Source organism: Sphingobium lactosutens DS20 (assembly GCF_000445105.1).
Lineage (GTDB): Bacteria > Pseudomonadota > Alphaproteobacteria > Sphingomonadales > Sphingomonadaceae > Sphingobium > Sphingobium lactosutens.
The window spans coordinates 1-22,470 of sequence record NZ_ATDP01000075.1 but is presented as its reverse complement, the minus strand read 5'-3'; the positions used below and the strand labels follow the sequence as shown (position 1 = coordinate 22,470).

General features: G+C 66.1%; 23 protein-coding genes. 9 read left to right on the top strand and 14 right to left on the bottom strand.

Features of this window, described 5'->3' with window-relative positions:
- Nucleotides 1-2: 2 nt before the first annotated feature.
- Both RLDS_RS35485 and RLDS_RS35480 read right to left on the bottom strand, forming a co-directional pair.
- A complete protein-coding gene (locus RLDS_RS35485) occupies nt 3-1,820 on the bottom strand; it encodes a hypothetical protein (RefSeq protein WP_021225205.1) in 1,818 nt (605 codons plus the stop codon).
- Nucleotides 1,813-2,955 (bottom strand): tyrosine-type recombinase/integrase, encoded by a 1,143-nt coding sequence (locus RLDS_RS35480; protein ID WP_021225204.1) that lies wholly within the window; start codon nt 2,953-2,955, stop codon nt 1,813-1,815. Before RLDS_RS35480 ends, RLDS_RS35485 begins: the two co-directional genes overlap by 8 nt.
- Before the next feature lie 210 nt (nt 2,956-3,165).
- On the opposite strand from RLDS_RS35480, the gene RLDS_RS35475 reads away from it, so the two are divergent.
- From RLDS_RS35475 to RLDS_RS35460, 4 genes are read left to right on the top strand one after another with little or no spacing between them, the layout of a single operon-like run.
- Entirely contained in the window at nt 3,166-4,020 is an 855-nt protein-coding gene (locus RLDS_RS35475; protein ID WP_021225203.1) for a chromate resistance protein ChrB domain-containing protein, read from the top strand.
- On the top strand, nt 4,017-5,429 hold the full coding sequence (gene chrA / locus RLDS_RS35470) for a chromate efflux transporter (RefSeq protein WP_021225202.1): 1,413 nt from the start codon (nt 4,017-4,019) through the stop codon (nt 5,427-5,429). The genes RLDS_RS35475 and chrA overlap by 4 nt, the downstream gene beginning before the upstream one ends.
- 43 nt (nt 5,430-5,472) lie before the next feature.
- Nucleotides 5,473-6,198, top strand: a complete 726-nt coding sequence (locus RLDS_RS35465) for a superoxide dismutase (RefSeq protein WP_021225201.1) — start codon at nt 5,473-5,475, stop codon at nt 6,196-6,198.
- A gap of 52 nt (nt 6,199-6,250) precedes the next feature.
- The gene (locus RLDS_RS35460) at nt 6,251-7,585 is read left to right on the top strand and encodes an alginate export family protein (RefSeq protein ID WP_236616818.1); all 1,335 of its coding nucleotides are present in this window, start codon (nt 6,251-6,253) and stop codon (nt 7,583-7,585) included.
- Between the two features lie 14 nt (nt 7,586-7,599).
- Here the strand turns inward: RLDS_RS35460 and RLDS_RS35455 are convergent, their stop codons facing one another.
- Nucleotides 7,600-7,869 (bottom strand): metal-sensing transcriptional repressor, encoded by a 270-nt coding sequence (locus tag RLDS_RS35455; protein ID WP_021225199.1) that lies wholly within the window; start codon nt 7,867-7,869, stop codon nt 7,600-7,602.
- A gap of 98 nt (nt 7,870-7,967) precedes the next feature.
- On the opposite strand from RLDS_RS35455, the gene RLDS_RS35450 reads away from it, so the two are divergent.
- The 5 genes from RLDS_RS35450 to RLDS_RS35430 all read left to right on the top strand — a co-directional run bounded on the left by RLDS_RS35450 (nt 7,968) and on the right by RLDS_RS35430 (nt 15,429).
- Nucleotides 7,968-9,305 carry an MFS transporter gene (locus tag RLDS_RS35450; RefSeq protein WP_021225198.1) on the top strand — a complete coding sequence of 446 codons (1,338 nt, stop codon included), beginning with the start codon at nt 7,968-7,970 and terminating at the stop codon, nt 9,303-9,305.
- Between the two features lie 95 nt (nt 9,306-9,400).
- Nucleotides 9,401-9,718 (top strand): hypothetical protein, encoded by a 318-nt coding sequence (locus RLDS_RS35445; protein WP_021225197.1) that lies wholly within the window; start codon nt 9,401-9,403, stop codon nt 9,716-9,718.
- A gap of 55 nt (nt 9,719-9,773) precedes the next feature.
- Nucleotides 9,774-11,042 carry a TolC family protein gene (locus tag RLDS_RS35440; RefSeq protein WP_021225196.1) on the top strand — a complete coding sequence of 423 codons (1,269 nt, stop codon included), beginning with the start codon at nt 9,774-9,776 and terminating at the stop codon, nt 11,040-11,042.
- A complete protein-coding gene (locus RLDS_RS35435) occupies nt 11,039-12,196 on the top strand; it encodes an efflux RND transporter periplasmic adaptor subunit (protein WP_021225195.1) in 1,158 nt (385 codons plus the stop codon). The genes RLDS_RS35440 and RLDS_RS35435 overlap by 4 nt, the downstream gene beginning before the upstream one ends.
- Nucleotides 12,193-15,429 carry an efflux RND transporter permease subunit gene (locus RLDS_RS35430; RefSeq protein WP_021225194.1) on the top strand — a complete coding sequence of 1,079 codons (3,237 nt, stop codon included), beginning with the start codon at nt 12,193-12,195 and terminating at the stop codon, nt 15,427-15,429. The genes RLDS_RS35435 and RLDS_RS35430 overlap by 4 nt, the downstream gene beginning before the upstream one ends.
- A 49-nt stretch (nt 15,430-15,478) precedes the next feature.
- Here the strand turns inward: RLDS_RS35430 and RLDS_RS35425 are convergent, their stop codons facing one another.
- From RLDS_RS35425 to RLDS_RS35375, 11 genes are all read right to left on the bottom strand, one after another.
- The gene (locus RLDS_RS35425) at nt 15,479-15,925 is read right to left on the bottom strand and encodes an adenine nucleotide alpha hydrolase family protein (RefSeq protein ID WP_040603711.1); all 447 of its coding nucleotides are present in this window, start codon (nt 15,923-15,925) and stop codon (nt 15,479-15,481) included.
- A 68-nt stretch (nt 15,926-15,993) separates the two neighbouring features.
- Nucleotides 15,994-16,350: a hypothetical protein gene (locus tag RLDS_RS35420; RefSeq protein ID WP_021225192.1), complete on the bottom strand. Its 357-nt coding sequence runs from the start codon at nt 16,348-16,350 to the stop codon at nt 15,994-15,996.
- 56 nt (nt 16,351-16,406) lie between these two features.
- Nucleotides 16,407-16,613 carry a hypothetical protein gene (locus RLDS_RS35415; protein ID WP_021225191.1) on the bottom strand — a complete coding sequence of 69 codons (207 nt, stop codon included), beginning with the start codon at nt 16,611-16,613 and terminating at the stop codon, nt 16,407-16,409.
- Nucleotides 16,610-16,957: a DUF5983 family protein gene (locus RLDS_RS35410; RefSeq protein ID WP_021225190.1), complete on the bottom strand. Its 348-nt coding sequence runs from the start codon at nt 16,955-16,957 to the stop codon at nt 16,610-16,612. Before RLDS_RS35410 ends, RLDS_RS35415 begins: the two co-directional genes overlap by 4 nt.
- A 46-nt stretch (nt 16,958-17,003) precedes the next feature.
- A complete protein-coding gene (locus RLDS_RS35405) occupies nt 17,004-18,671 on the bottom strand; it encodes an ATP-binding protein (RefSeq protein WP_021225189.1) in 1,668 nt (555 codons plus the stop codon).
- Nucleotides 18,668-19,042, bottom strand: coding sequence for a hypothetical protein (locus tag RLDS_RS35400; protein WP_140041730.1), 375 nt, complete (start codon nt 19,040-19,042; stop codon nt 18,668-18,670). The genes RLDS_RS35405 and RLDS_RS35400 overlap by 4 nt, the downstream gene beginning before the upstream one ends.
- A 14-nt stretch (nt 19,043-19,056) precedes the next feature.
- Nucleotides 19,057-19,518, bottom strand: a complete 462-nt coding sequence (locus RLDS_RS35395) for a hypothetical protein (RefSeq protein WP_021225187.1) — start codon at nt 19,516-19,518, stop codon at nt 19,057-19,059.
- Between the two features lie 121 nt (nt 19,519-19,639).
- On the bottom strand, nt 19,640-20,761 hold the full coding sequence (locus RLDS_RS35390) for a phosphoadenosine phosphosulfate reductase domain-containing protein (protein WP_021225186.1): 1,122 nt from the start codon (nt 20,759-20,761) through the stop codon (nt 19,640-19,642).
- A gap of 43 nt (nt 20,762-20,804) precedes the next feature.
- Nucleotides 20,805-21,317, bottom strand: coding sequence for a hypothetical protein (locus RLDS_RS35385; RefSeq protein ID WP_021225185.1), 513 nt, complete (start codon nt 21,315-21,317; stop codon nt 20,805-20,807).
- 11 nt (nt 21,318-21,328) lie between these two features.
- Nucleotides 21,329-22,015, bottom strand: a complete 687-nt coding sequence (locus RLDS_RS35380; RefSeq protein WP_021225184.1) for a DUF5983 family protein — start codon at nt 22,013-22,015, stop codon at nt 21,329-21,331.
- A 48-nt stretch (nt 22,016-22,063) separates the two neighbouring features.
- A partial coding sequence (locus tag RLDS_RS35375; RefSeq protein WP_236616817.1) for an RNA polymerase sigma factor occupies nt 22,064-22,470 on the bottom strand: 407 nt, incomplete at its 5' end.

Genomic DNA, 22,470 nt, shown 5'->3' with positions numbered 1-22,470 from the left:
GGCTATTCCAGGTCCGGCAGCGGCGGCAAGGCGGGTATGAGCCGTTCCGCGTACGGCATCATTTCGGGCGGGAACGCCGGCAGCAGGTCTTGTGTCAGCACCTGAAGGCTGGGCGCATAGAAGAGGCTGAACCGGATCGGGTCGATGCGTTCCCGCGCCGCTTGAAGATGCCTGGTGGCCTGGACGATGCGCGCCAGATGATCCGGGTCGATCGGGACGATCAGACCCGGACAGGCAAGGCAGCCTCCCAGTTTCGGGCACACGCGGCCAAGCCGAGCCTGCCCGCCGTCGACCGGTCGAAGGCAGTCGTGGCCGAACAGCGCCGTTACCCGGACGCTGGCGTCCGGCCCTTGATGTTGTGAGTCTTGGCAAGGCGTCTCGCCGGTGACCCATGTGATCATCAGCGACTGGAGCCGAGCGATCGTATCGCGTTCGAGACGGCGGACCGCCTCGCCATCGACATAGATATCCGTGGTGACGATGCTGGCGTGGTTGAGCACGGCCTTGGCCGCCATAATATCGCCCTGGGACGCTGTGTAATGGATGCTTGCCATGCTGCTACGGAACAGCTTGGGCGAGAAGTCTGGAAGCAGGGCACGGGACTTGCCGGGATGGGTTTCATTCCAGGAGGCGATCGCGCCATTATGCCGCTCGTAGAAGCGCAACATTGCCGATCGCAACGTGGCCTGCACGATATGACCGGCGTGATGCTCGCGCTCGAGGCGTCCTGTCGTCATGAGGAAGCGGTGAAGGAACAGCCGGTCGCGTTTGGACGGCTCCACATGCGGCAATAGGGGTGCCGTCATCGCAAGGAGCTTTTCGATCAGGCGCGGCGCCGCATAGGGTCGGCGATTGTCGAACGAGCGCCGTTGCATGCGCTTCACCTTACCGCCGGCGCGGGGTTTCACCCACTCGACCATGACGCGATGCCGCTCGAGCGGATGCGGCACGAGGCAGTCCCGCTTGATCTGGCGCAGCGGACCGGCATTGGCCGCCGTCTGGATCAGCAGCACGATATAGAACGCAACCAGCGTGTCGGTCGTGAGGTGGAGATAACCCTCGAGCTCGCGGAAGCCGCCTACCTCGGCGATCCTCTGCCGATCGGGCTTGTTAAGGTCCAAGCCTCGGTCGGTCGGCAGGATGCCGTGGCCAAGGCGGTGGAGCTTCCAGATCCAGCGATCCCGTTCGGCGGTCCGGCCGCCATGAAGGAGCACATTCGGAAGACCAACGATAGCTTGCCCGTGCTGGAACTTGTCCCACGCATTGTCGATCTCGGCATAGCAGACTGCCAGTAGGGCGCGCATTGCGGCAGGTGTCAGCCGGTCTTGCGGTGGCCGCTGGACGCCGGCGAGCGGGATCGCATTGTTGGGGACGGCAAAGCCCGGTGCGAACAAGCCTGGATTGTCCGCGATCGCGCGCTTGAGGACCGGCCGGATCATACCGAGCTGACCGGATTGTGAGCGGACGCCGCGCCTGCGCCCGTTGGTGGGCATCGCCAGCCAGGTGATGAACCGGCGGATCGTTGCCGTGTCGAGGTCTGCCGCGCGCCTGACACGCGCGTCTTCGCGCAGGAACCTCCCGAACACGCGCAGCGCGAACCAGTGCGCGGTGCGGGTCGCGGCGCTGGATGCTACATCATGATCGCGGAAAGCCCGGGCGATGGCGGCGCTGATATCGTCCGGCATTCCGAACAGCGCCGGGCTGAAGCTTTGGACGATCTTGCCCCATTCGTCGCGGAACTGGATTTCGGCGATCCCAGCGGGGTGGGCCGCCGGTGCCGGATCGATTCTCAGCGTCCGATCGATGCGGCCCCTAGCCATCGGCGGGGATCAGCTCGCCATAAAGATAGGCGAGGCTTTCGCTCAGGTCGCGCTCGTGCAGCTCGACGCAGCGCAGATAAATCGCGGTGGTTGTGATCGAAGCATGGCCCAGCAGCACCTGCACGACCTTGAGCGGGTTGAGATCGGGATTGGTGCGGGCCTGGATCTGAAGGCGGGCCAGCATCGCCATCGCGAAGGTGTGCCGCAGCCAGTGTAGCGTGCCCTGAAGACCCGCGGCCGCGAACGCTTCCGCGAGCTGCGTCGTCAGGAGTTTTCGCGTCATGGCGCGGCCATGCTCGTTCAACAGGAGATTGGGCGGCGCGCGATAGCCCCGGTCGGAACGGCGGATACGGCGGACGATCCGGGCGCGATCCTCGCCCGCATACCAGTGGGTATGATCGAGCAGCCGGAGCGGCGGATAGACAGTCCTTGGCCGGTCGCCCTTGGTGATATGGAGCGGCACGCCGACAAGCGGATCGCTGTCGAGGTCAAGTGACCAGCTATCCGGTATCTGGTCGACGGCGAGCGCGCAAAGCTCCTTGCGGCGCAGACCCGCCCCAAGCGCCCATTGCGCGGCAATTCGGGCGGTAGGCCGCAGATGCGTGAACAGCCGTGCCAGCTCGTCGGCGCGCAGCGGTCGCGGCAGTTTTTCCGGGCGTGAGACGATCAGCTCGTTGACCTGGCGCCGCTGCAAGCCTGGGCGATAGGCGCCGTCCAACATCAGCGTCATCTTCTCGGTCAACCGGAACGGGCAATGGTCGATCAGCCCCTTATCGAGCGCCCAGCCATAGAAGCGGCAGACGGTCGAGACACGCGCATTGATCGTGGTCCGGGCATAGGGCCGCCCGGTATGCGTGCTGGGATTCTCCAGCATCCGGTTGCGATAGGCGGCGATGACGCGCTCGTCGGCCTCGCGCCATTCGATCCCCGATTGTTCGAGCGAGTCGAACCAGTCGTGGAGATGCTCGCCATAGGTCCGCACAGTTTCGGAGGCGTGGGCTCGGCCACTGAGTTCGGCATGCTCCATGAGCCATAGGAACGCTGGCTCGATAATCGCCATGTCGGCGTCGAACAGAATCGGGAAGCCAGCGGGAACGCTCTGCTCTCCGGCAGAAGCCCGGATGATGGATGCCATGTTGTCGGATCCCCGTGCCTTGGGGTTCCTTTCGATCATACAGCAATGCAGATGGTTCGCGATGATGGATCGATATTCCGAAGGCTTTCTTCGCTACATCGTGGTTGACCAAACGCCGCATGCTTGCCATGTTTCTCATATGGGGACCGCGATCTCCCCACGAGGCGACAGGCTGAAGAATCGCGTCCTGCATTTGGCAAAGGACGCATCATGCCTGCTCTCAATACGATCCCATCGGATAAATTCGCGCGCCTGATCGGCATCCCGACCGGACCGATCCTGATAGACGTGCGACCCAACGAAGAGTTCGCCAGCGAACCGCTTCTGATCCCCGGCACATTGCGACGGCTCTCGGCCGACGTCGCGGTATGGGCCGGCGAGCTTGGCGGCCGCGCGGCTGTCGTGGCCTGCCGCGACGGCGGCGCTCTGAGCCAGGGCGTCGCAGCCCGGCTCCGTCATGAAGGCGTTACGGCAGAAGCCCTTGAAGGCGGCGTTGCCGGCTGGGCCGCTGCCGGTCTGCCGATGGTGCCCGACACCGCGCTTCCGGCACGCGACTCCGCCGGCCGCACCATATGGGTGACGCGCGGCCGGCCCAAGGTGGACCGTATCGCCTGCCCGTGGCTGATCCGCCGCTTCGTCGATCCGAGCGCCATCTTCCTGTTCGTGGCGCCGTCCGAAGTGCAGGGCGTCGCCGAGCGTTTCGGGGCGGCGCCCTTCGACATCGAAGGCGATGGCGTCGTCTGGAGCCACCAGGGTGAGCTTTGCACCTTCGACGTGATGGTGAAGGCGTTCGGCCTGGGCGACTATGCACCGCTGGCCCGCCTCGCCCCGATCGTGCGCGGCGCCGATACCGGCCGCCCCGATCTCGTGCCCGAGGCGGCGGGCCTGCTCGCCGCTTCGCTCGGTCTATCGCGCATGTATGCCGACGATCTGGAGCAACTCGAAGCCGGGATACTCCTCTACGACGCCTTCTACCGCTGGTGCCGCGATGCCACGGACGAGACCCACAACTGGATCTCGCATCAGCCCGCCAAGGCGCGCGCCAAGGACAAGGTGCGGCCATGAGCGGCGCGGTGACGGAAATGCCGACCGGCATCGCGGTTCCGCCTGCGGATCACGACATCCCCTTCGGCGAGGCCGTCCGGGTGTGGGCACGGATCGCATCGCTGAGCTTCGGCGGTCCCGCCGGCCAGATCGCGGTGATGCATCGCATCCTGGTCGATGAAAAACGTTGGATCGGCGAGGAACGGTTCCTCCATGCGCTCAACTATTGCATGTTGTTGCCCGGCCCCGAGGCGCAGCAGCTTGCCGCCTATATCGGCTGGCTTCTCCACAAGACCAAAGGCGGGCTGGTCGCGGGCGCATTGTTCGTGCTGCCGGGCTTCCTCGCGATCCTGGCGCTCAGCTATCTCTATGTGCTGCTCGGCCATGCGCCGGCAATCGCGGGTCTATTCTTCGGTCTCAAGGCGGCCGTTCTGGCGGTGGTGATCCAGGCGGTCGTCCGTGTCGGCGCGCGCGCGCTCAAGAACAATGTGATGCGCGGGATAGCGGCGGCGGCCTTCGTCGCGATCTTCTTCCTTGGTGCGCCATTCCCGCTCATTGTCCTCACCGCCGCCATCATCGGCTATCTCGGCGGGCGCAGCGGGATCGTCGCGTTCAGAGGCGGTGGCGGGCACGGACCGGCCGGTGGTAATGTGGTTCATGACCGCGACACCGCACTGGGCGAAGGCCTGCCCAACCATGCGCGGCCGAACCTCAGCTGGTCACTCAAGATTTCGGGCGCGTTCCTGTTCCTCTGGCTAGCGCCGGTCGTCGCCCTGTTCGCGTTCCTCGGCCCCGACAATGTGTTCACGCACATCGCGACCTTCTTCAGCCAGATGGCGGTGGTGACGTTCGGCGGCGCGTATGCGGTGCTGGCCTATGTCGCGCAGGAAGCGGTCGGCACCTATCACTGGCTCAAGCCCGGCGAGATGCTGGACGGCCTGGGCCTGGCCGAGACGACGCCGGGGCCGCTCATCATGGTCACGCAGTTCGTCGGCTTCCTTGCGGCGTTCCGGGATTCCGGCAGCCTGCACCCGCTGGTCGCGGCGACGCTCGGCGCGATCCTCACCACCTGGGTCACGTTCATGCCTTGCTTCCTGTGGATCTTCGCAGGGGCGCCGTTCGTGGAACGTCTGCGCGGTAATCGCGCGCTGTCGGCCGCGCTCGGCGCGATCACCGCCGCCGTGGTCGGCGTGATCCTCAACCTCGCGCTCTGGTTCGCGATCCACACGCTGTTCCGCGAGGTGCGTCCGGTCCGACTGGTGAACCTCGCATTCGACATGCCGGTGCTGGCCTCGCTTCATATCCCCGCCCTGCTGCTCGCGATTGGCGCGGCGGTCGCCGTGTTCCGCTTCAAGGTCGGCATGATCCCGACCTTGGCGGCGACATCGGCAATCGGGGTCGCACTATATGTCGCCGGCATAGTGGCATGATCGTCAATTCCTGCATTCCTATCACCTTCGACCGGAGACTATCATGAGCGACCCGCTGATCGACCGCCGCAACCTCCTCGCTGCCGGTGCCATAGTGACCGTCGGTGCAGCCGCATTGGGGACGGCCACTGCCGATGCGCAAACGCCGCCGCCCGTGGGACCGACCGGGCGTGCCTTCACACCGCAACCCGCACCTCTGCCGTTCGACCCCAAGACGATCGCCGGCCTGTCCGAGCGGCTGCTCGTGAGCCATCACGACAATAACTACGTCGGAGCGGTGAAGCGCCTCGGTGCGATCACGATGCAATTTGCGGCGCTCGATGCAGCGAAGGCGCCCGGCTTCACGATCAACGGATTGAAGCGCGAGGAACTCATCGCATGGAATTCAATGATCCTGCACGAACTCTATTTCGCCGGTCTCGGCGTATCGTCGCAGCCGGGCCGGCCGTTGGCGCAGGCGATCGAACGGGATTTTGGCAGCCATGACCGTTGGGCCGCTGAATTTTCGGGCATGGGCAAGGCATTGGGCGGAGGTTCGGGATGGGTGCTGCTGCAATGGAGCCACCGAGACAACCGGCTGACCAATCAGTGGGCCGCCGACCATACGGCGACCTTGGCTGGCGCGACACCGATCCTGGCACTCGACATGTATGAGCACGCTTATGCGATGGATTTCGGGGCGAAGGCAGGCGACTACGTCGATACCTTCATGCGCTCGATTGCCTGGGGCAATGCCGATCGCCTTGTCGCGCGCTTTGCCACAAGCTGACGTGGCGATCATCATGCGTCGGCGGACGCCTCGTCTTCGGCATACCGCTCCAGTGGCCGTGCTCCTCGCCTGCACCGCGCCGGCGCACGCGCAGCATGCCCCCGTAGCGGCTGCAACGCCGGACAGACTGGACATCAGCGGATCGATGCGCCTGCGCTACGAGACAGTCGATGGTCAGGTCCGCCCCGGCTTCAATGCCAGCGACGATCTGATCGACCTTCGCACAATCGTCACGGCCACCTACAGATCGGGACCGTTTCGCGCCGGCGCGGAGGTCTATGACAGCCGATCGTGGCTCGCCAATTCCCGCACGCCGATCTCGACCAACGAAGTCAACACGCTGGAACTCGTGTCGGCGTGGGTCGGAGCCGACTTCACCAATCCCTTCGGCGCAGCCACGTCGCTCGCCGTTCGGGCTGGCCGCATGCAGATCGATCTCAACTCGCGCCGACTTGTGGCGGCCGATGACTATCGCAACACCACCAATGGCTTTACCGGCTTGCGTGCCGATATCGGCGTGAAGAGCGTCAAGGCGACATTGATCTACGTGCTGCCGCAGCAGCGGCGGCCCGACGACCTGCCGTCGGTGCTCGATAATAAGGTCCGCTTCGATCACGAAGGGTTCGATCAGGTGCTCTGGGGCGGCATCCTGTCGCGGCCCAAGACATTGGGTGCCGCGACTGTGGAGCTTGGGTTCTTCCATCTCGGCGAGCACGATACCGCCGGACGTCCAACCCGCGATCGTTCGCTCAACACCATCGATTCCCGTATCATCCAAAATCCCGGGCCAGGCGTGATCGACTATGAGCTTGAGGGAATCTACCAATCGGGCCGGATCAGCACGAGCACGCTGACCGGGGCTCCTCGCATGCCGGTCAGCGCGTGGTTCGTGCATGCCGATGTCGGATACACGTTCGCGGATGCGTGGAAGACGCACATCATGGCTGAACTGGACGCCGCTTCCGGGGACAAGGCCGGGGGCACCTATACGCGGTTTGACAGCCTGTTCGGCATGCGGCGTGCAGACCTTGGGCCGGTCGGGCTCTACAATGTCGTCGCACGCACGAATGTAATCACGCCGGGCGTTCGCATCGAAACGGCACCCTCGAAACGCATTGATTTCATGATGAGCTACCGCTTGCTTTGGCTCGCCGAGGCAACCGATGCCTTTTCGGGGACGGGCGTCCGCGATGCGACGGGCAGTTCGGGACGCTTTGCGGGGCAGCAGCTCGATGCTCGCGTGCGGACATGGATCGTGCCGGAGCGGCTACGCTTCGAGGCAGATGGGGTGTGGCTGGCCAAGGGGCACTTCCTGACCTCGGCACCAAACGCGCCGTCGTCGGGTGATAGCAAATATCTGTCTCTTAACCTGACCGCCGCCTTCTGAGCTTTGCGGCCGGATCAAAGATAGCGCGAGATAGCCTTGAAATCCTCGATCGCCCTGGCCGCGCCGCCTTCGCCATCGGTGTGGGTGAGGCAATGATCTATATGGTCGTTGATCAGGGCGCGCTTGGCGCTCGCCACGGCCTTCTCGACCGCATCGAGCTGCTGCGCGACATCGACGCAGGTTCGCTCCTCCTCGATCATAGCGACGATGCTGCGCAAATGACCCGCGGCACGGTTCAGCCGCTTGATGATCGCCGGATGGCTGGCATGCCTATGATTGCTCATCAGCCCATTTTCCACTGTGAGGACGGCTTGTCGAGTTGATTGACATATCCCCCTGGGGGGATGTTGCACTTATCCCCCCAGGGGGATATGGCGCGGTCATGCTCCATGTGCTCGCCAACCGCACCTATCGGCACCTGTTCTTCGCGCAGGTGATCGCGCTTGTCGGTACGGGACTGGCGACGGTCGCGCTGGGCTTGCTCGCCTATGATATTGCCGGTGGCGATGCCGGCGCGGTGCTGGGGACGGCGCTGGCGATCAAGATGATCGCCTATATCGGCGTCGCGCCGATCGCGGGCGCATTCGCCGACCGCGTGCCGCGCAAGGCATTGCTCGTCTCGCTCGACCTGATCCGCGCGGCCGTCGCCATTTGCCTGCCGTTCGTCACCGAGGTCTGGCAGGTCTATGTGCTGATCTTCGTGCTGCAATCGGCCTCGGCCGGGTTCACCCCGACCTTCCAGGCGACGATTCCCGACGTGCTGCCGGAGGAAGCCGACTATACCCGCGCGCTGTCGCTCTCCCGGCTCGCCTATGACATGGAGAGCCTGACCAGCCCGATCCTCGCGGCGGCGCTGCTCACGGTCATCAATTTCCACTGGCTGTTCTCGGGCACGGCGATCGGGTTCCTCGCCTCGGCCGCGCTGGTCGTGACGTCCGGCCTGCCCAAAGCCGTGGCCGCAGCGGCCCGCAATACCGGCATCTATGACAAGACGACGCGCGGCATCCGCATCTACCTCAAGACGCCGCGTATGCGCGGCCTGCTCGCCGTGACGCTGGCCGCCGCGGCGGCGAGCGCGATGGTGATCGTCAATACGGTGGTGATCGTGCGCGGGCTGGGGTTCGGCCAGCGCGACGTGGCGCTGACGCTGGCCGCGTTCGGCGGCGGCTCGATGTGCGCGGCGTTCGCGCTGCCGCGCATCCTCGATCGCGTGGCCGATCGTCCCATCATGATCGGCGCCTCGTTCCTGCTGGCGATCGGCCTCGCCGTCTTGACCGCGATCAGCGCGATAGTCCCGCCGGGACCGGGCTATTGGCACCTGTTGCTGGGCGGCTGGCTGTTGCTCGGCATCGCCTATTCGATGAGCGTGACGCCGGGCGGCCGTCTGCTACGCCGCTCCGCCGGTTCCGAGGACCGGCCCGCCTTGTTCGCCGCACAGTTCGCGCTCAGCCATGTCTGCTGGCTGATCGCCTATCCGCTGGTCGGCCAGCTCGGCGCGCGGGTCAGCATGACCGCCGCGTTCGGCGGCATGGCCGCGCTGGCGGCGGTCGGTGCGGTCGCAGCGCTGCTGCTATGGCCGGCGAACGACCCGGACGTGGTGCCGCACCGTCACGACGACCTTCCGGCCGATCATCCCCATCTGCGCGACGCTCATGCGGATGGTCAGGGCAGGCACGACTTCGTGATCGACGACCTCCATCCGCGCTGGCCGACGACATGAGCGGCAGTTGCGCATTGCCAGCGCAATCGCTCTCGCGTTACCAAAGCGCCGTGATCGCGACACCTGTCCGCACTCGGCTTGTTCGGGGCCGCCCTATGGCGCTGCTCCTGATGATGCTTGCCCTGGTTGGTATGGTTGTTCTCGCGAGCTGGCATGACTCGAAGCCCCACGTCCATGACGTCACCGCGGCGGAGTATGTGATCGAGCTTGGCGATCATCATCCCGGCGACCGACCGCAGCCCGCCGATCCGCTGCACCTTGCAGCGCATGTCGTGCTGCAGGGGATCGCCATGCCTGCCGAGCCGGCGGTCGCGGCAACCGTGCCTGCTCTCGCGGCCGTGTGGACGATGGCCGGGCCGGTCGCGGTCCATTCCCTCCCGCCGGTATCCATTCTCCGACCCCCAAGGGCCTGACCGTCCGACGCGGCGCAAGCCGCAACGGCAACCTGTCAGCTCGAAGGGAAACATCATGAATGGCGTGAAACGCCGGCTGCCGCGTTGCGCGATGGTCGGGATGACGGCCGTGCTATGGAGCGCGGCTTTGGGAGGGACGGCCTATGCCCAGGAGGCGCCGCCGTTCCCCATATTGCTCAAGCAAAGCGAGGATGCGCCTCGCGCTGCGGTTATCGCCGCCGATGTCGCGCGGGCGGAAGGGCTTGCCGAACAGGCACGCGCGCGGCCCAATCCGAGCGTGAGTGTCCTCGCCGAGAATATCGGCGGCGGCGCCCCTTATTCCAGCTTCGATGCGGCGGAGACGACGCTTCAGCTCAACCAGCCATTCGAGCTGGGCGGCAAGCGCTCCGCGCGGATAGCCGCCGGCCGCGCCGGCGTCGGCGCGGCGCAGGCGCGCGGGCTCGATGCGCGCGTCGCCTATGCCTTCGATCTGGCGACCGGCTATGCCGCCGCCGAAATCGCGCAGCGCCGGGTCGATCTCGCCGAAGACGAGGTGGAGGAAGCCGAGGCCGACCTGAGAGTCGCGAATGCCCAGGTTGGCGCCGGCAAGGAAGCGCGGCTGCGCAGCCTCCAGGCGGAAACCGTGTTGCAGGCGCTGCGGGCCGATCTGGACCTCGCGCGTGCCAACTATACCGCCGCCCTTGCCCGGCTGTCGGCGCTCTCCGGGGTGCCGCAGCCCTATACCGGCTTGTCCGGGTCTGTGCTGGCGCTGTTCGATACGCCTCCCGCGGTCGGCCCGGTCGATCCGGGCCGTTCGACGATCTATCGGACGGCGCTTGCCGAACGCGAGGCGGCCAACCAGCGGCTCGCCTATGAGCGCAAGCGTGCGATCCCCGATGTCACCGGCTCGCTGGGTGTCCGGCGGCTCGAACGCGAGGGCGCGACCGCGCTGGTCATCGGCGTCTCGGTGCCGCTGCCGCTGTTCGACAGCAACCGGGGCAATATCGCCGCCGCGCGGGCCGATGTGGCCGGGGCGACGGCGCGGGCGGAAGTCGCCCGGACCGAAGCCGAGTCGGAACTGCGCGGCGCCATCGCCCAGGCCGAGGCTTCCGAAGCACGGGTGCGAGCCGCGCAGGCATCGCTCGCGACCGCGCAGGAAGGCTATCGGCTGGCCCGTATCGCTTATGAGGGCGGCAAGTCGCCGCTGATCGAGCTGCTGACCGCCCGCCACAATCTCGGTGCTGCTCGCGGTGTCGTCCTCGACGCCCAGGCCGCCCGCTTCGCCACTTACGCCATACTGGCCCGCCTCCAGGGCCGCGCCATCACCGGAGACCCGATCCAATGACCTCCGAAAAGAACCGGCTCTACGCCGGAGCCGCCATCGCGCTTGCCGTCGCCGCCGGAGCCGGCTTCGGCATCGCCCGCCTGACCCAGCCCGCTCCGCCCGCACCCGAAGCCGCCGCAAAGGCCGAAGCGCCGAGCGATAGCGTCGCCATCACCGCCGAAGGCATCCGCACGTCGCAGATCGGCATTGCGCCGGCCGCATCGGGCGAACTCGATGCCGCGATCAGCGCGAGTGCGACGGTCGATTCGACGCCCGACGCCGAGGCGGTGCTGACCGCGCGGGCGGCGGGCACGGTCACGCGCATCTTCAAGCGGATCGGCGATCCGGTGCGGGCCGGCGAGACGATCGCGCTGGTCGAAAGCCGCGACGCTTCGGCGATCGTCGCCGATCGTGGTGCGGCGGCCGCGCGCGTCACGCTCGCCGAGCGCCAGCTCGCCCGCGAGAAATCGTTGCTCGATCAGGGGGTGAGCCCGCGCGCTGACTATGAGACCGCGCAGGCCAACCTTGCCGTGGCCCAGGCCGATGCGCGCCGCGCGAGTGCCGCAGCCGGTGCTGCGCGCGTGGCGTCCGATGGCCGTTCGGTGGCGGTGGTCAGCCCGATCAGCGGGCGCATCACCTCGGCGACCGGCACGCTCGGCACCTTCGTATCGGCCGAGACGGAACTGTTCCGCATCGCCGATCCGACGCGCCTGCAAATCGCGGCAAGCCTGCCTCCCGCCGACGCAGGGCGCGTGCGCGCCGGCGATCGGGTCGAACTGACCACCAATGACGGCCGCAAGATTGACGGTCAGGTCCGCTCCGAAACCGGCGTGGTCGATCCGACGACGCGGGCAGCGACCGTCATCATCGTGCCGAGCGCGGGCGGCAGCACGCTTGTCCCCGGCCAGCTCGTCCAGGCGCGCATCTTCGCGAGCGGTGGCGCGGCCAAAAGCGGCGTAATGGTGCCGCAGGATGCCGTCCAGACGCTTGGCGATCGCACCGTCGTCTTTGTCCGCACGGCGACCGGGTTCAAGGCGCAGGTCGTGCAGGTCGGCAGCCGCTCCGGCGGGCTGGTCGCGATCGTCTCCGGTCTCGCGGCCGGCACGCCGATCGCCACGACCAATGCCTTTCTCCTGAAGGCGGAAATCGAGAAGAACCAGGGAGGCGAGGAATGATCGCGCGCATCCTCTCGCTCTCGGTCAGGATGCGATGGCTCGTCGCGTTCCTGACGCTCATCGTCGTCGGCTTCGGCGCGTGGCAGATCACCAAGCTGCCGATCGACGCCGTGCCCGACGTCACCAACCGGCAGGTCCAGATCAGCACCTTTGCGCCGACGCTGGGGCCGGTGGACATCGAGAAGCAAGTCACCTTCCCGGTGGAAACCGCGCTTGCCGGCATTCCCGGCCTGGAGATGACGCGCTCCTTCTCGCGCAACGGCTTCAGCCAGGTGACGGCGGTGTTCACCGACGACACCGATATCTATTTTGCGCGCCAGCAGGTCACGGAGCGGCTCACCCAGGCCAAGGACAGCCTGCCGGCCGGCGTGCAGCCGAACCTCGCGCCCCTCAGCACGGGCCTCGGCGAGATCTTCTTCTATTCAGTCGCGTTCCGGCATCCTGACGGCAAGGGCGTCAAGGTCGTGGACGGCAAACCCGGCTGGCAGTCGGACGGCAGCTATCTCACCCCCGAAGGCGAGCGCCTGACGACCGAACTGGCGAAGGCCGCCTATCTGCGCACCGTGCAGGACTGGATCATCCGGCCGCAGATGCGCAACGTCCAGGGCGTTGCCGGCGTCGATTCCAACGGCGGCTATGTAAAGCAATATCTGGTCGAGCCGAACCTGAACGCGCTCGCCAGCTATGGCCTGTCGATCACCGAACTGGCCGATGCGCTGGAACGGGCCAACCTGTCGGCCGGTTCAAACTATGTTCGCCGCGCCGGCGAAAGTTTCCTCGTCCGTGCCGATGCGCGATTGAGGTCGATCGAGGAGATACAGGAGGCAGTGATCGCCACCCGTGCCGGTGTGCCGGTGCGCGTCAAGGACGTGGGCCAGGTCGTGATCGGCGGCGCGGTCCGCACCGGATCGGGCAGCCGCATGGGCTCGGAGGCGGTGATCTCCACCGTGCTGATGCTGGTCGGCCAGAACAGCCGCATCGTCGCCAACAGCGCGGCGGAGAAGCTGACCGAGATCAACAAGGCGCTGCCGCCCGACGTGTTCGCCGAGCCGGTCTATAACCGCTCCAAGCTGGTCAACGCGACGATCGCGACGGTCGAGAAGAATCTGGTCGAAGGCGCGCTGCTCGTCATCGTCGTCCTGTTCCTGCTGCTCGGCAATATCCGCGCGGCGCTGATCACGGCGGCGGTGATCCCGATCACCATGCTGATGACGGCGGCGGGGATGAATGGACTCGGCGTGTCGGGCAATCTGATGAGCCTCGGCGCGCTCGACTTCGGCCTGATCGTCGATGGCGCGGTCATCATCGTCGAGAACGCGCTGCGGCGCCTCGCCGAGCGGCAGGAGCATGAGGGCCGGTTGCTGACCCTAGGCGAACGCCTTGGCGAAGTGATCGAGGCGTCGCAGGAGATGGTGCGGCCGACCGTCTATGGCCAGCTCATCATCTTCCTCGTCTTCGTGCCCTTGCTCACGTTCCAGGGGGTCGAGGGCAAGACCTTCTCGCCGATGGCGATCACGCTGATGGTGGCGCTCGCCTCCGCCTTCGTGCTGTCGCTGACCTTCGTGCCGGCGATGCTCGCGATCCTCATCAAGGACAAGGTCAGCGAGACCGAGGTCAAGCCGATCCGCTGGTTCAAGGAGAAATATGCGCCCGTGCTGGCGAAGGCCGTCGCCCGGCCGCTGCCGTTCATCGCGGGCGGCGTCGGCATCTTCGCGGCGGCCATCCTGTGCTTCGGCCTGCTCGGCGAGGAGTTCATGCCGCAGCTCGACGAGAAGGACATCACCGTCACCAACTTCCGCGTCCCCTCGGCGTCGATCGATCAATCGACACAGATGCAGCTCCAGATCGAGAATGCGTTGAAGTCGTTACCGGAGGCGGCGCTGGTCTTTTCCAAGAACGGCAACGCCGATCTCGGCACCGACCCGATGCCGCCCAATGCCTCGGACACCTATTTCATCCCCAAGCCGGAGAGCGAATGGCCGGCGGAGGTGAAGTCGAAGGAGGACATCCTGAGGCGCATCGAGGCGAAGATGAAGCCGCTGATCGGCAACCGCACCGAGATCCAGCAGCCGATCCAGATGCGGTTCAACGAGCTGATCGCGGGCGTCCGCGCCGATGTCGCGGTCAAGCTCTATGGTGACGATCTCGAAGCGATGAGCGAGCAGGCCCAGCGGATCGCCGGTGTCCTGCGCACCATCCCCGGCGCGGGCGATGTCAGTGCCGAGCAGACCGACGGCGCCCCGACGTTCGATGTGAAGATCGATCGCCAGGCGGCGGCGCGCTACGGCCTGTCGGTCGAGGAGGTGGCGAACACCGTTGCCGCCGCGCTCGGCGGGCGCGAGGCCGGGCTGCTGTTCGAGGGCGACCGGCGGTTCGCGGTGGTGGTCCGGTTGCCGGATGCCCAGCGCGACGACCTCGAGACGCTCGGTGCCATCCCGGTCATGCTGCCGGCCGCCGAGGGCCAGGTGGCCCGTTCCATCCCGCTGCGCGAGGTTGCGCGGTTCAGCTACACGCAGGGGCTGAACCAGATTAGCCGCGAGAACGGCAAGCGCATGGTGGTCGTGCAGGTCAATGTGCGCGGGCGCGATCTCGGAGGGTTTGTCGAGGAGGCGCAGGCGAAGATCGGCCAGCTCCAGCTCCCGGCCGGTATGTATACGGCCTGGGGCGGCACATTCGAGAGCCTGCAATCGGCCCGGCTGCGCCTGCTGATCGTGGTGCCGATCTGCTTCGTGGCGATCTACGCGCTGCTCTACATGGCGCTCGGGGGGCTGGTCCCCGCGGCGATCGTATTCAGCGCGGTGCCGATGGCGCTTGCCGGCGGCGTGTTCGCGCTGCTGCTGCGCGGCATCCCGTTCTCGATCACCGCAGCGGTAGGGTTCATCGCCCTTTCGGGCGTCGCCGTGCTCAACGGCCTCGTGATGATGAGCGCGATCCGAAAGCGGCGCGAGGATGGCGCGGCGGAGGATGAGGCGATCATCGGCGGCGCGATGGAGCGGGTCCGTCCCGTACTGATGACCGCGCTTGTGGCGAGCCTCGGGTTCGTGCCGATGGCCCTGGCGACCGGCACGGGTGCTGAGGTGCAGCGGCCATTGGCGACGGTCGTGATCGGGGGACTGATCACTTCGACCGCGCTGACGCTGCTGGTGTTGCCTGCGATCACCGCATTTGTGGGCCGTCATTCACGTCGCAGGCCGATGCAGGATGAAATTTCGGCAGCGCCCGCCGCGATTTGATCCATGGGAGGATGATGCGGAAGTGATGGAGCAGGCCGGGCGCCACCAGCTATTTGGGTAAGCGTGTCGCCCGGCCTGCTCCATCACGGAGGGCACCTAACAAGACATCTGTTCTGGGCGGACCTAAGCTGCAGGAATGCCGCCCGAAGCTGATCGAGGGCAGTGTGGCGTTGGTGAGGCAGTTCTCGAGCAGCGAAAAATAGGGCGGCCAGTGTTTGAAGCGCCTGGGCACGTAGCGAACGATGTGATGTTCGACATGATGCCGGTCCATCCAGCGCTGGAAGATCGGGAGATAGGCGTAGGTCTCCTCGCGCTCGACGCCCGTGTCCGCGGTCAGGACGACTGACAGGGGCAGGCCTCGCGCAACCCACTCGATGATCATCGCGGTGCTGTCGACGCCCATGCCCCAGGCGGCGACCACCGGGACGCCGATCAGGTCGGCATGGCAGGTATCGTCGTTCGCCGCTGCAAGCGTCGTGCGTATGATTTCAGTCATGATGATGGTCCCCATAACATGGGTCAGGGACCAGCCGGTCGCCCAAGCACTCACCGGCTGGCGGCCGTTCAGGCGTCGAGCAGGACGCTGATGGTGGTGTTGGGAGGACAGGACCGGGCAGTCACGAGATAGCCGAGGCGATTGACGACATGCATGCCGTCAGTGATCTCCATGCCGTCGTCTCCCTCCACGATCGTCCAGACCCTTGAAGGAGGCTGCGCGAGAACGAAGGCGAGTTCCGGGCCGGAGGCCTCGAACAGGCAGCCGCCTTCCCCGAAATCGAATCCGGCCGTGTCCGAAAGATGGTTCGGCGTGACATGAAAGCGATCGAGGAAGTCGTCCTCGGTGAGTTCAAGATATTGCGGAGCCTTTGATGACGCAGCGTCTGCCGCAAGGGCCGCCGAGATGCTGTCTCCATGGGTCATTCTTCTGATCCTCTTTCGAGCCCTGGCGGAGCCGGCAGCAGGGCAGCCCCGGCCCATCAGGCGATGAGTGTCATCAGCGCCTGATCGCGCTTCGGCCCGGTGGCGGAGACCCGGAAAGGCTGACGCGGGTCGCCGGTCCGCAGCACGAATTGCGGACGTCCGGTTTCACGCCGCTTCTGCAGGGCGACGGCGTATGCATGATCGAACGTCGCAAGCGTCGCGGGCGTGGACGAACCGGTCGGTGTCGGGATGGCGGCGATCATGACATGTACTCCTCGGGGCGGTCGGGATCGGAAAAGACGGGAAGTTCGGGCGATACGGGCTCGTCTCGATCGAACAATATCCAGGAGACGTCGCTGTCGAAGGCCTGGGTAAGGATCGCCCAGAATTGGGCACTGATATCGTCGGGCCGTTCGGCGCCGCATCCCACGACGCAGGTGTGGACGAAGAAGCCATAGGCATAGGGTTCGATGACAAGATCAGGATGAGCGACCTCGACACGGCCGTCGTCCCCACGCGGAGCGGTAGCAATCAGTGTGTCGATGCGACGCCGCTCGGCGACCGGCAGGTGGGCGGCCGAACAGACGATGAGCGCGGCACGGCGCATGGATTGTCTCCCTTAAACGGAGGGGATGGAGAGCGCGGCGGGGACCTCAGGCGGCTTTGGCAAGGGCGAGCGAAATGCTTTTCCCGTCCGCGCTGAGGGTAAGGCTACGGCCTGCGGGAATGAGCCACTGGACATGCTCGAAAACCGCATTGCGCAGCTGGGCCTCAAGTGCTTCGTCCTCGCCGAGCAACAGCTGGTTGGCGAGGTTGCGGGCTTCCCGCTCGAAGTCGAACGACTGGGTGTCCCAGCTGTCGCTCCCATGATCGTCCGAGTAGCAGAACAGGCTGGCATGCATCAGGTCGGCAAGGTCGCTCGGCTGCACGTCGGCGCCGCCGTCGAATAGGATGGTCGCCTCGTCCAGGGACCAGGCCGCATTGTCGCAGACCAGCATGTCCGCGGCAAGGCAATGAACCGCAGGCTCCGACGGGGCGGAACCGCCGGGCCGCAGGATGATCTCGGCGGTGAGCGCCTCGACCGGCCCCGACGCGAAATCCTCAGGAAGCGCAGCATCGTCCGCATAGCGATAGAGGTTGCCGTCTCGCTTCATGACGAAGCTGCAGGTCAGGACACGTGCGAGCGTGTCGTACCAGTGATAGCCTTCGAAATCGCGCTCCTCATGGACCAGCCGGCCGCCGAGGGCCGATCGTTTCCCGAGCGCGCGAGCGAGCGCCTGTTCGATGTCCGGCTCATGCTCGGTCATCAGGATCATCGGGGCCGAGCGGACGGCCTCGCCCTGGTAGCGATTGGATGTGTCGGCGATATTGGGGGTCCAGGCATTGAGCATGATCTCGGCTTCGGGAAGAACCACACCGAGGTCGCGGGCACGCGCCCAAGCCTTGTAGGGAAGGCGGTGAGCAGCCTTGAGGGCCACGGCCCGGTAGAGGGCGGTCTCCGCCGCCTGCCGCAGGCGGGACAGTGCCTCGTTCTCGACCATTTCCTTACGGGCGGGCAACACGAGCTGAAGCGCGGGCGCGTCAACGATATCCACGCGTACGCGCCAGTTGTGGGGATTGCCGACTTCGCTGAGGCTGGGAAGCTGGCAAGGCACGGTCACGCCGTGGAAGTTGATCCGGTGGGTGTGCGATGCCTCGGTGATCCCGTCGTGGAAGACGCCGATACGGCAGCCTTCCCACTCGTCGATCCGGCTTGCACCGGCGAGAAAGTCCTGGCGCGGAAGTTCGGCGCCCTCGAAATGCACCGGTATCGGCAAATATTGGGCCGCCTGACGCAGGGCCGACGGGAGCTGCTGTTCCCAGGCGGGCGACAGTTTGATCTGGAATTCGGTACCGCGCACGATAGCGGACGGCTTTATGGCGAGCGGCATGGCGCCTTCCCACCCATCGTCCGGAATATGGACGGCCCATCCCCGGCCGGCGCTGCGCGACCAGGAACGCACCTCCACATCCTGCCCGGCCAGGCTGAAGACGCCCATCCCGGCCGGATCCTCTCGCTCCGCAATCTCCCTTTTCCAGCCGGAATCGCCGAGCGTCAGCAGTTTTTCGGGATCGTCGATGCCGCGCCCGTCATCATAAACGGACAGCGCAGGCCCCGCCGGCAGATTATAGACGGCGACATGGATGCCCTTCGCGCCGGCGCGGCGGGCATTTTGGAACAGTTCGCTCAGCACATCACCGAGCGTCCCGTTGAACAGGCGGGAAACCCTGGTGATGAGCGTCTGGCCGACGGCGGGCCGAATGGTAGTTGGGAAGGTCATGGGAGCTGCTCCTGATCGGCGGAGACCAGTTCCCCGCCGCATCGAACCTCACCCCCTCCCCTTTGGATCACCGCCGGGCGCATGGGATCGGACCAGTCCACATGATCGATGATCCAGCCGGGTACGAAGTCCCAGTCGAAGCAGAGCGTAAAGTCGTCCGCGGCCTCTCGCCATGCCGCATCGACGGCATCGGTCCAGCCGACCACAGTCATGCGCAGCGTGGCGGTGCCCAGGGCTTCGAACGCCTTGCGGATATCGAGCGAAAGCGCCAACGCATCGGGATTGGTGACGGGCTGGTCGCGCAGGGACAGGATAGCCTCCCAGAGGCAGGCCGCAGTCTCGAGGCTGGCTTGCGAATATTGGGTCATCATGATCCTTTCCGGCATCAGGCGGCGCGAAGAACACAATCCTGGTAGAGACCGAGATCGGCCGCCATCAGGGTGTCGATCCCGGGCGCGAACCGGTCGAATGCGGCGTTGAGGTCAGCGACCGTGAGCCGGTAGATGGCATCGTCCGGGGCGAATTCGAGGGCGAGCATCGGTGGGATGAGCCGGGCGGTCATCTCGGGAAACACTGTACGGATGATGAGCGCCTCGATCCGCCGTGCAACGAGGTTCAGACTGGCGGCGAGGCCGCAGGGCGTGGCCAATTCGCGGTCATACCAGGCGGCGGGCGCAACGACATCGGCGATACGGGTCGAGGGGATGCGTCCGCCCCCAAACCGGGACTGGATGATGACGCAGCGCGACCGCCGCGAGGCTGTGACCTCGGCCAGCGGCACGAGTACGCGATAGAGATAGGTCGAGGCAGTTCCCGCGATGCGGGACCGGGAGACGATGACGTCCATGGGGCTATCCTTCGATGATGGGAGACGATCGCCGCTTGCGACGGCCCTGGCGATCCTGGGGCGAATTCCGGCCGTCACATCCTGCAAGCCCGCTCCCCTCCATCGCGCCGTGTCGGCGTCGCTAAGCCCTGGAGGCGAGGAGTTCGGCAAAGCGGGAGAGGACCGCATCGGCGTCGGGGAAGTGATCGCCGAGGCCATGATGGGCGAGGATCGGCGCGCGGCACCGGGCGATCGTGCCGGCTTCCTCGCGTGTCGGCATGCGCGGCGGCCAGCCCTTCACAAACCGCAGCGCGGTGGGCATCGCCGCCTCGAGCGACCGGCGTTCGTCGGCCCATGTCCTGGCACGGGCAATGTCGCGAACAAGGGCCGATGACAAAAGGGTTGGCGCGACGTCGGCGAGCCAGCGTCGCGGCTGGAAGGAGAAGGTCGAACAGGCTTCCAGCGACACGAGGTGACGGTAGAGGTCGCCATTCTCGGGCGCGGCGGCCGCGGCGTTCAGATCGTGCGAGGATGCCAGCACGCAGAAGGCGCAAGACAGGCGTGTCGCCTGATAGCGCGCATAGGCTTCATGCAGGGGGAGGCCATGGCGCTCATGGAGCGCGAAGACATCGCAGGTGCTCCAGTCGACCGCAGGATACCAGGTGAGCATGCGCGTGCCCGCTTCGTTGCCGGGCTTGGCGAACCGTTCATCTTCCCTGGAGATCGGCGTTGCGCGGCGGCTCGGGCTTTCTTCGCGGCGCAGCCCCAGGACGGAGACGATCGTCTCGCCCCGATAGCGGCGGACAAGTTCGGGTCCGATCACCTGGACCTTCAGTTCGGAGGTGCAGAAGCGCAGCGAGGCTGACGACCAGGGGCCGATCAGATTATAGGTTTCGAGCGCCTCGTAACGTCGCTTGCCCGCCAGGAAGCGCTGCTCCCAGCGCGCCACCATGTCGCCCGCGGTGCGTCGGACCACGAGCAGGGATAATCCGAGGCGGTCGGCGATCGCCGACACAGTTGCGGGTGTCGAACGCCATTCCGCGCGACCGAGATCTGCGTGAATGGCGATCCGCCGGTCGCGGGGATGGCCGAACGCATCGAGCAAGGCGATCGCGGCATGGGCCGAGGCGGTGGAGTCCTTGCCGCCCGAGAGGTTGAAGACGAACCATGCGCCGCGGCTGATGGCAGCCATTACCCGCTCGTCCATGGCGGGCAAGGGATCGGCAGGCGCGGCGGCGCGGCCGCGCGCAAGAGGTGCGAGCAAGGGAGGTCTCCTGAAGATTATGGAGAGGGGCCGCCGGGACCGGTCAGTCTGTTTCCGCGCGGCGATTGTCGAACAGCGGTTCGTCGCCGGGTTGCCATGGTCCCGGCATCCAGATGCGGCCGTTATAGCTGATCCGCCCGACGGGCATGCCGGCGATCTGGATCATCGCCTCGGGGAACATGCTGGCGCCAAGGCCGAGTTGATCACGCCGCTCGCAATATTGGTGCGATGCGTCGGCCCAGTCTGTCGCCATAAGGTCAGGATAGCCTTTGTGCGAGATCCGGAACGGCTTGCGTTCCGCCGACTTGCGGCCGTTGCCGCGCAGAACGCGGGCGACATGCCCTGCATAAACCGCGACCGTGGCCCAATAAGCGGCGACGAAGGCCTTGCGGCTGTCCCAACTGGCACGCGAGCGGCGTCGCGCATCCGAAGCGAGATCGGTCAGCAAGAGCGCGATGAGCGCCCTCGTGTCGGCGGGCATGGTTTGAAGCAGGCGCGCTGCGGGGAGGCCGAGGACGGGATTGCGAACCTCGGCGCGCTTGGAGCGGGGTGTCATGGCGGCCCTCCTCACCAGTCGAATGTATCGAGGCCGGCTACGGTGTCGGCATCGCGATCGAGGAGAAGCCATCGACAGCCTTGCGCCCGGGCGAAGCTGATGGCCGCCCAAAGCTCGGCCGGGACCATCTCGCGTTCCACTACGTCAAGCGGATCGGTGAGGACGAACCAGCCATGGCCGGCTTCGGCAACGCCGAGCGGTCGGGATTCGGAGATCATCGGCGCCCATTGATCGAGCAGGTCGGCGGTCGCAGGACGGATATGGCTGGTGCTAATCACCAGATGACGGCCGACGCGAAGCTCGCCCCAGGCGGCGGTCACCGGCGCTTCGACCGTGATCCGCTCGGACCATAGATATTCGTGGTCATGGCCGTCGAAATAGGCCGAGCAGATTTCCTCGTCCGAAAGCTTTGCGGGGTCGCGCTTGTCGCGGATTTCCGTCCACCATTCGCGGCAGAATTCGGAGACCTCGGCCATCAGCGCCGCGCGGGTGAAGGCAGCGTAGAGGCTGCCGCCGTCGCGATGATCGATGAAGGCGGCGTGGATATCGGCGGACCAGGGGACGATATGGCTTTCAACGACGCGTTCGGCCTGCTCCAGTTCTTGGCAGAGCATGCGGTCGGGCGCTTCTGTTGCGACGATTGCGGCGCGGGCGCGCGCCAGCAGGCGTGCGAAATCGTGACGGGTCATCTGGGTCATGGTCGTCTCCATGATTGTCTGGGCACAGGGAAGGCGGCAGAGCGGGGATCAGGGCTGGTCGAGCGCGCGGCTGATGGCGAGGAGCGCGTCGGCTATATGCTGCTCGACCTCACGGGTGGTGATGCCGAGCTGTGCCGCGATCGTGCCGAAATCCTGCTCGTCGCGCTGATGGGCCAGCAGGATCTTGCAGGTCATTTCGGGCAGCGCACGCAGTGCGCGAGCGTAGCGCTCCGGCGCGGTGGCAAGGACAGGCGGGATCATCTCATCGCGCGCGAGGAACGCCTCGATGCGCGAGGCCAGCGCATAGCTGTCGCGCCGGCGGTCGCGCCTCAGGCTGAAGCGCGGGTGATCGTTGAAGAATTCGAGCGCCTCGACAAGGAGGGCTCGGGCATCAGGGTCTGACATGACGAAGGTCTCCATCGGACCGGTTCCTGACCGGCACCCCCACCAGCCCC

What these genes read in the sequence shown, in the direction of transcription:
- RLDS_RS35480 (WP_021225204.1), bottom strand. Translation starts at nt 2,955, where the DNA reads ATGGCATCCATCATCCGGGCTTCTGCCGGAGAGCAGAGCGTTCCCGCT.
- RLDS_RS35445 (WP_021225197.1), top strand. Translation starts at nt 9,401, where the DNA reads ATGGCGCTGCTCCTGATGATGCTTGCCCTGGTTGGTATGGTTGTTCTC.
- RLDS_RS35420 (WP_021225192.1), bottom strand. Translation starts at nt 16,350, where the DNA reads ATGACCCATGGAGACAGCATCTCGGCGGCCCTTGCGGCAGACGCTGCG.
- RLDS_RS35430 (WP_021225194.1), top strand. Translation starts at nt 12,193, where the DNA reads ATGATCGCGCGCATCCTCTCGCTCTCGGTCAGGATGCGATGGCTCGTC.
- RLDS_RS35465 (WP_021225201.1), top strand. Translation starts at nt 5,473, where the DNA reads ATGAGCGACCCGCTGATCGACCGCCGCAACCTCCTCGCTGCCGGTGCC.
- RLDS_RS35440 (WP_021225196.1), top strand. Translation starts at nt 9,774, where the DNA reads ATGAATGGCGTGAAACGCCGGCTGCCGCGTTGCGCGATGGTCGGGATG.
- RLDS_RS35415 (WP_021225191.1), bottom strand. Translation starts at nt 16,613, where the DNA reads ATGATCGCCGCCATCCCGACACCGACCGGTTCGTCCACGCCCGCGACG.
- RLDS_RS35410 (WP_021225190.1), bottom strand. Translation starts at nt 16,957, where the DNA reads ATGCGCCGTGCCGCGCTCATCGTCTGTTCGGCCGCCCACCTGCCGGTC.
- RLDS_RS35450 (WP_021225198.1), top strand. Translation starts at nt 7,968, where the DNA reads ATGCTCCATGTGCTCGCCAACCGCACCTATCGGCACCTGTTCTTCGCG.
- RLDS_RS35475 (WP_021225203.1), top strand. Translation starts at nt 3,166, where the DNA reads ATGCCTGCTCTCAATACGATCCCATCGGATAAATTCGCGCGCCTGATC.
- RLDS_RS35485 (WP_021225205.1), bottom strand. Translation starts at nt 1,820, where the DNA reads ATGGCTAGGGGCCGCATCGATCGGACGCTGAGAATCGATCCGGCACCG.
- RLDS_RS35455 (WP_021225199.1), bottom strand. Translation starts at nt 7,869, where the DNA reads ATGAGCAATCATAGGCATGCCAGCCATCCGGCGATCATCAAGCGGCTG.
- RLDS_RS35385 (WP_021225185.1), bottom strand. Translation starts at nt 21,317, where the DNA reads ATGACACCCCGCTCCAAGCGCGCCGAGGTTCGCAATCCCGTCCTCGGC.
- RLDS_RS35395 (WP_021225187.1), bottom strand. Translation starts at nt 19,518, where the DNA reads ATGGACGTCATCGTCTCCCGGTCCCGCATCGCGGGAACTGCCTCGACC.
- RLDS_RS35405 (WP_021225189.1), bottom strand. Translation starts at nt 18,671, where the DNA reads ATGACCTTCCCAACTACCATTCGGCCCGCCGTCGGCCAGACGCTCATC.
- chrA (WP_021225202.1), top strand. Translation starts at nt 4,017, where the DNA reads ATGAGCGGCGCGGTGACGGAAATGCCGACCGGCATCGCGGTTCCGCCT.
- RLDS_RS35425 (WP_040603711.1), bottom strand. Translation starts at nt 15,925, where the DNA reads ATGACTGAAATCATACGCACGACGCTTGCAGCGGCGAACGACGATACC.
- RLDS_RS35400 (WP_140041730.1), bottom strand. Translation starts at nt 19,042, where the DNA reads ATGATGACCCAATATTCGCAAGCCAGCCTCGAGACTGCGGCCTGCCTC.
- RLDS_RS35435 (WP_021225195.1), top strand. Translation starts at nt 11,039, where the DNA reads ATGACCTCCGAAAAGAACCGGCTCTACGCCGGAGCCGCCATCGCGCTT.
- RLDS_RS35380 (WP_021225184.1), bottom strand. Translation starts at nt 22,015, where the DNA reads ATGACCCAGATGACCCGTCACGATTTCGCACGCCTGCTGGCGCGCGCC.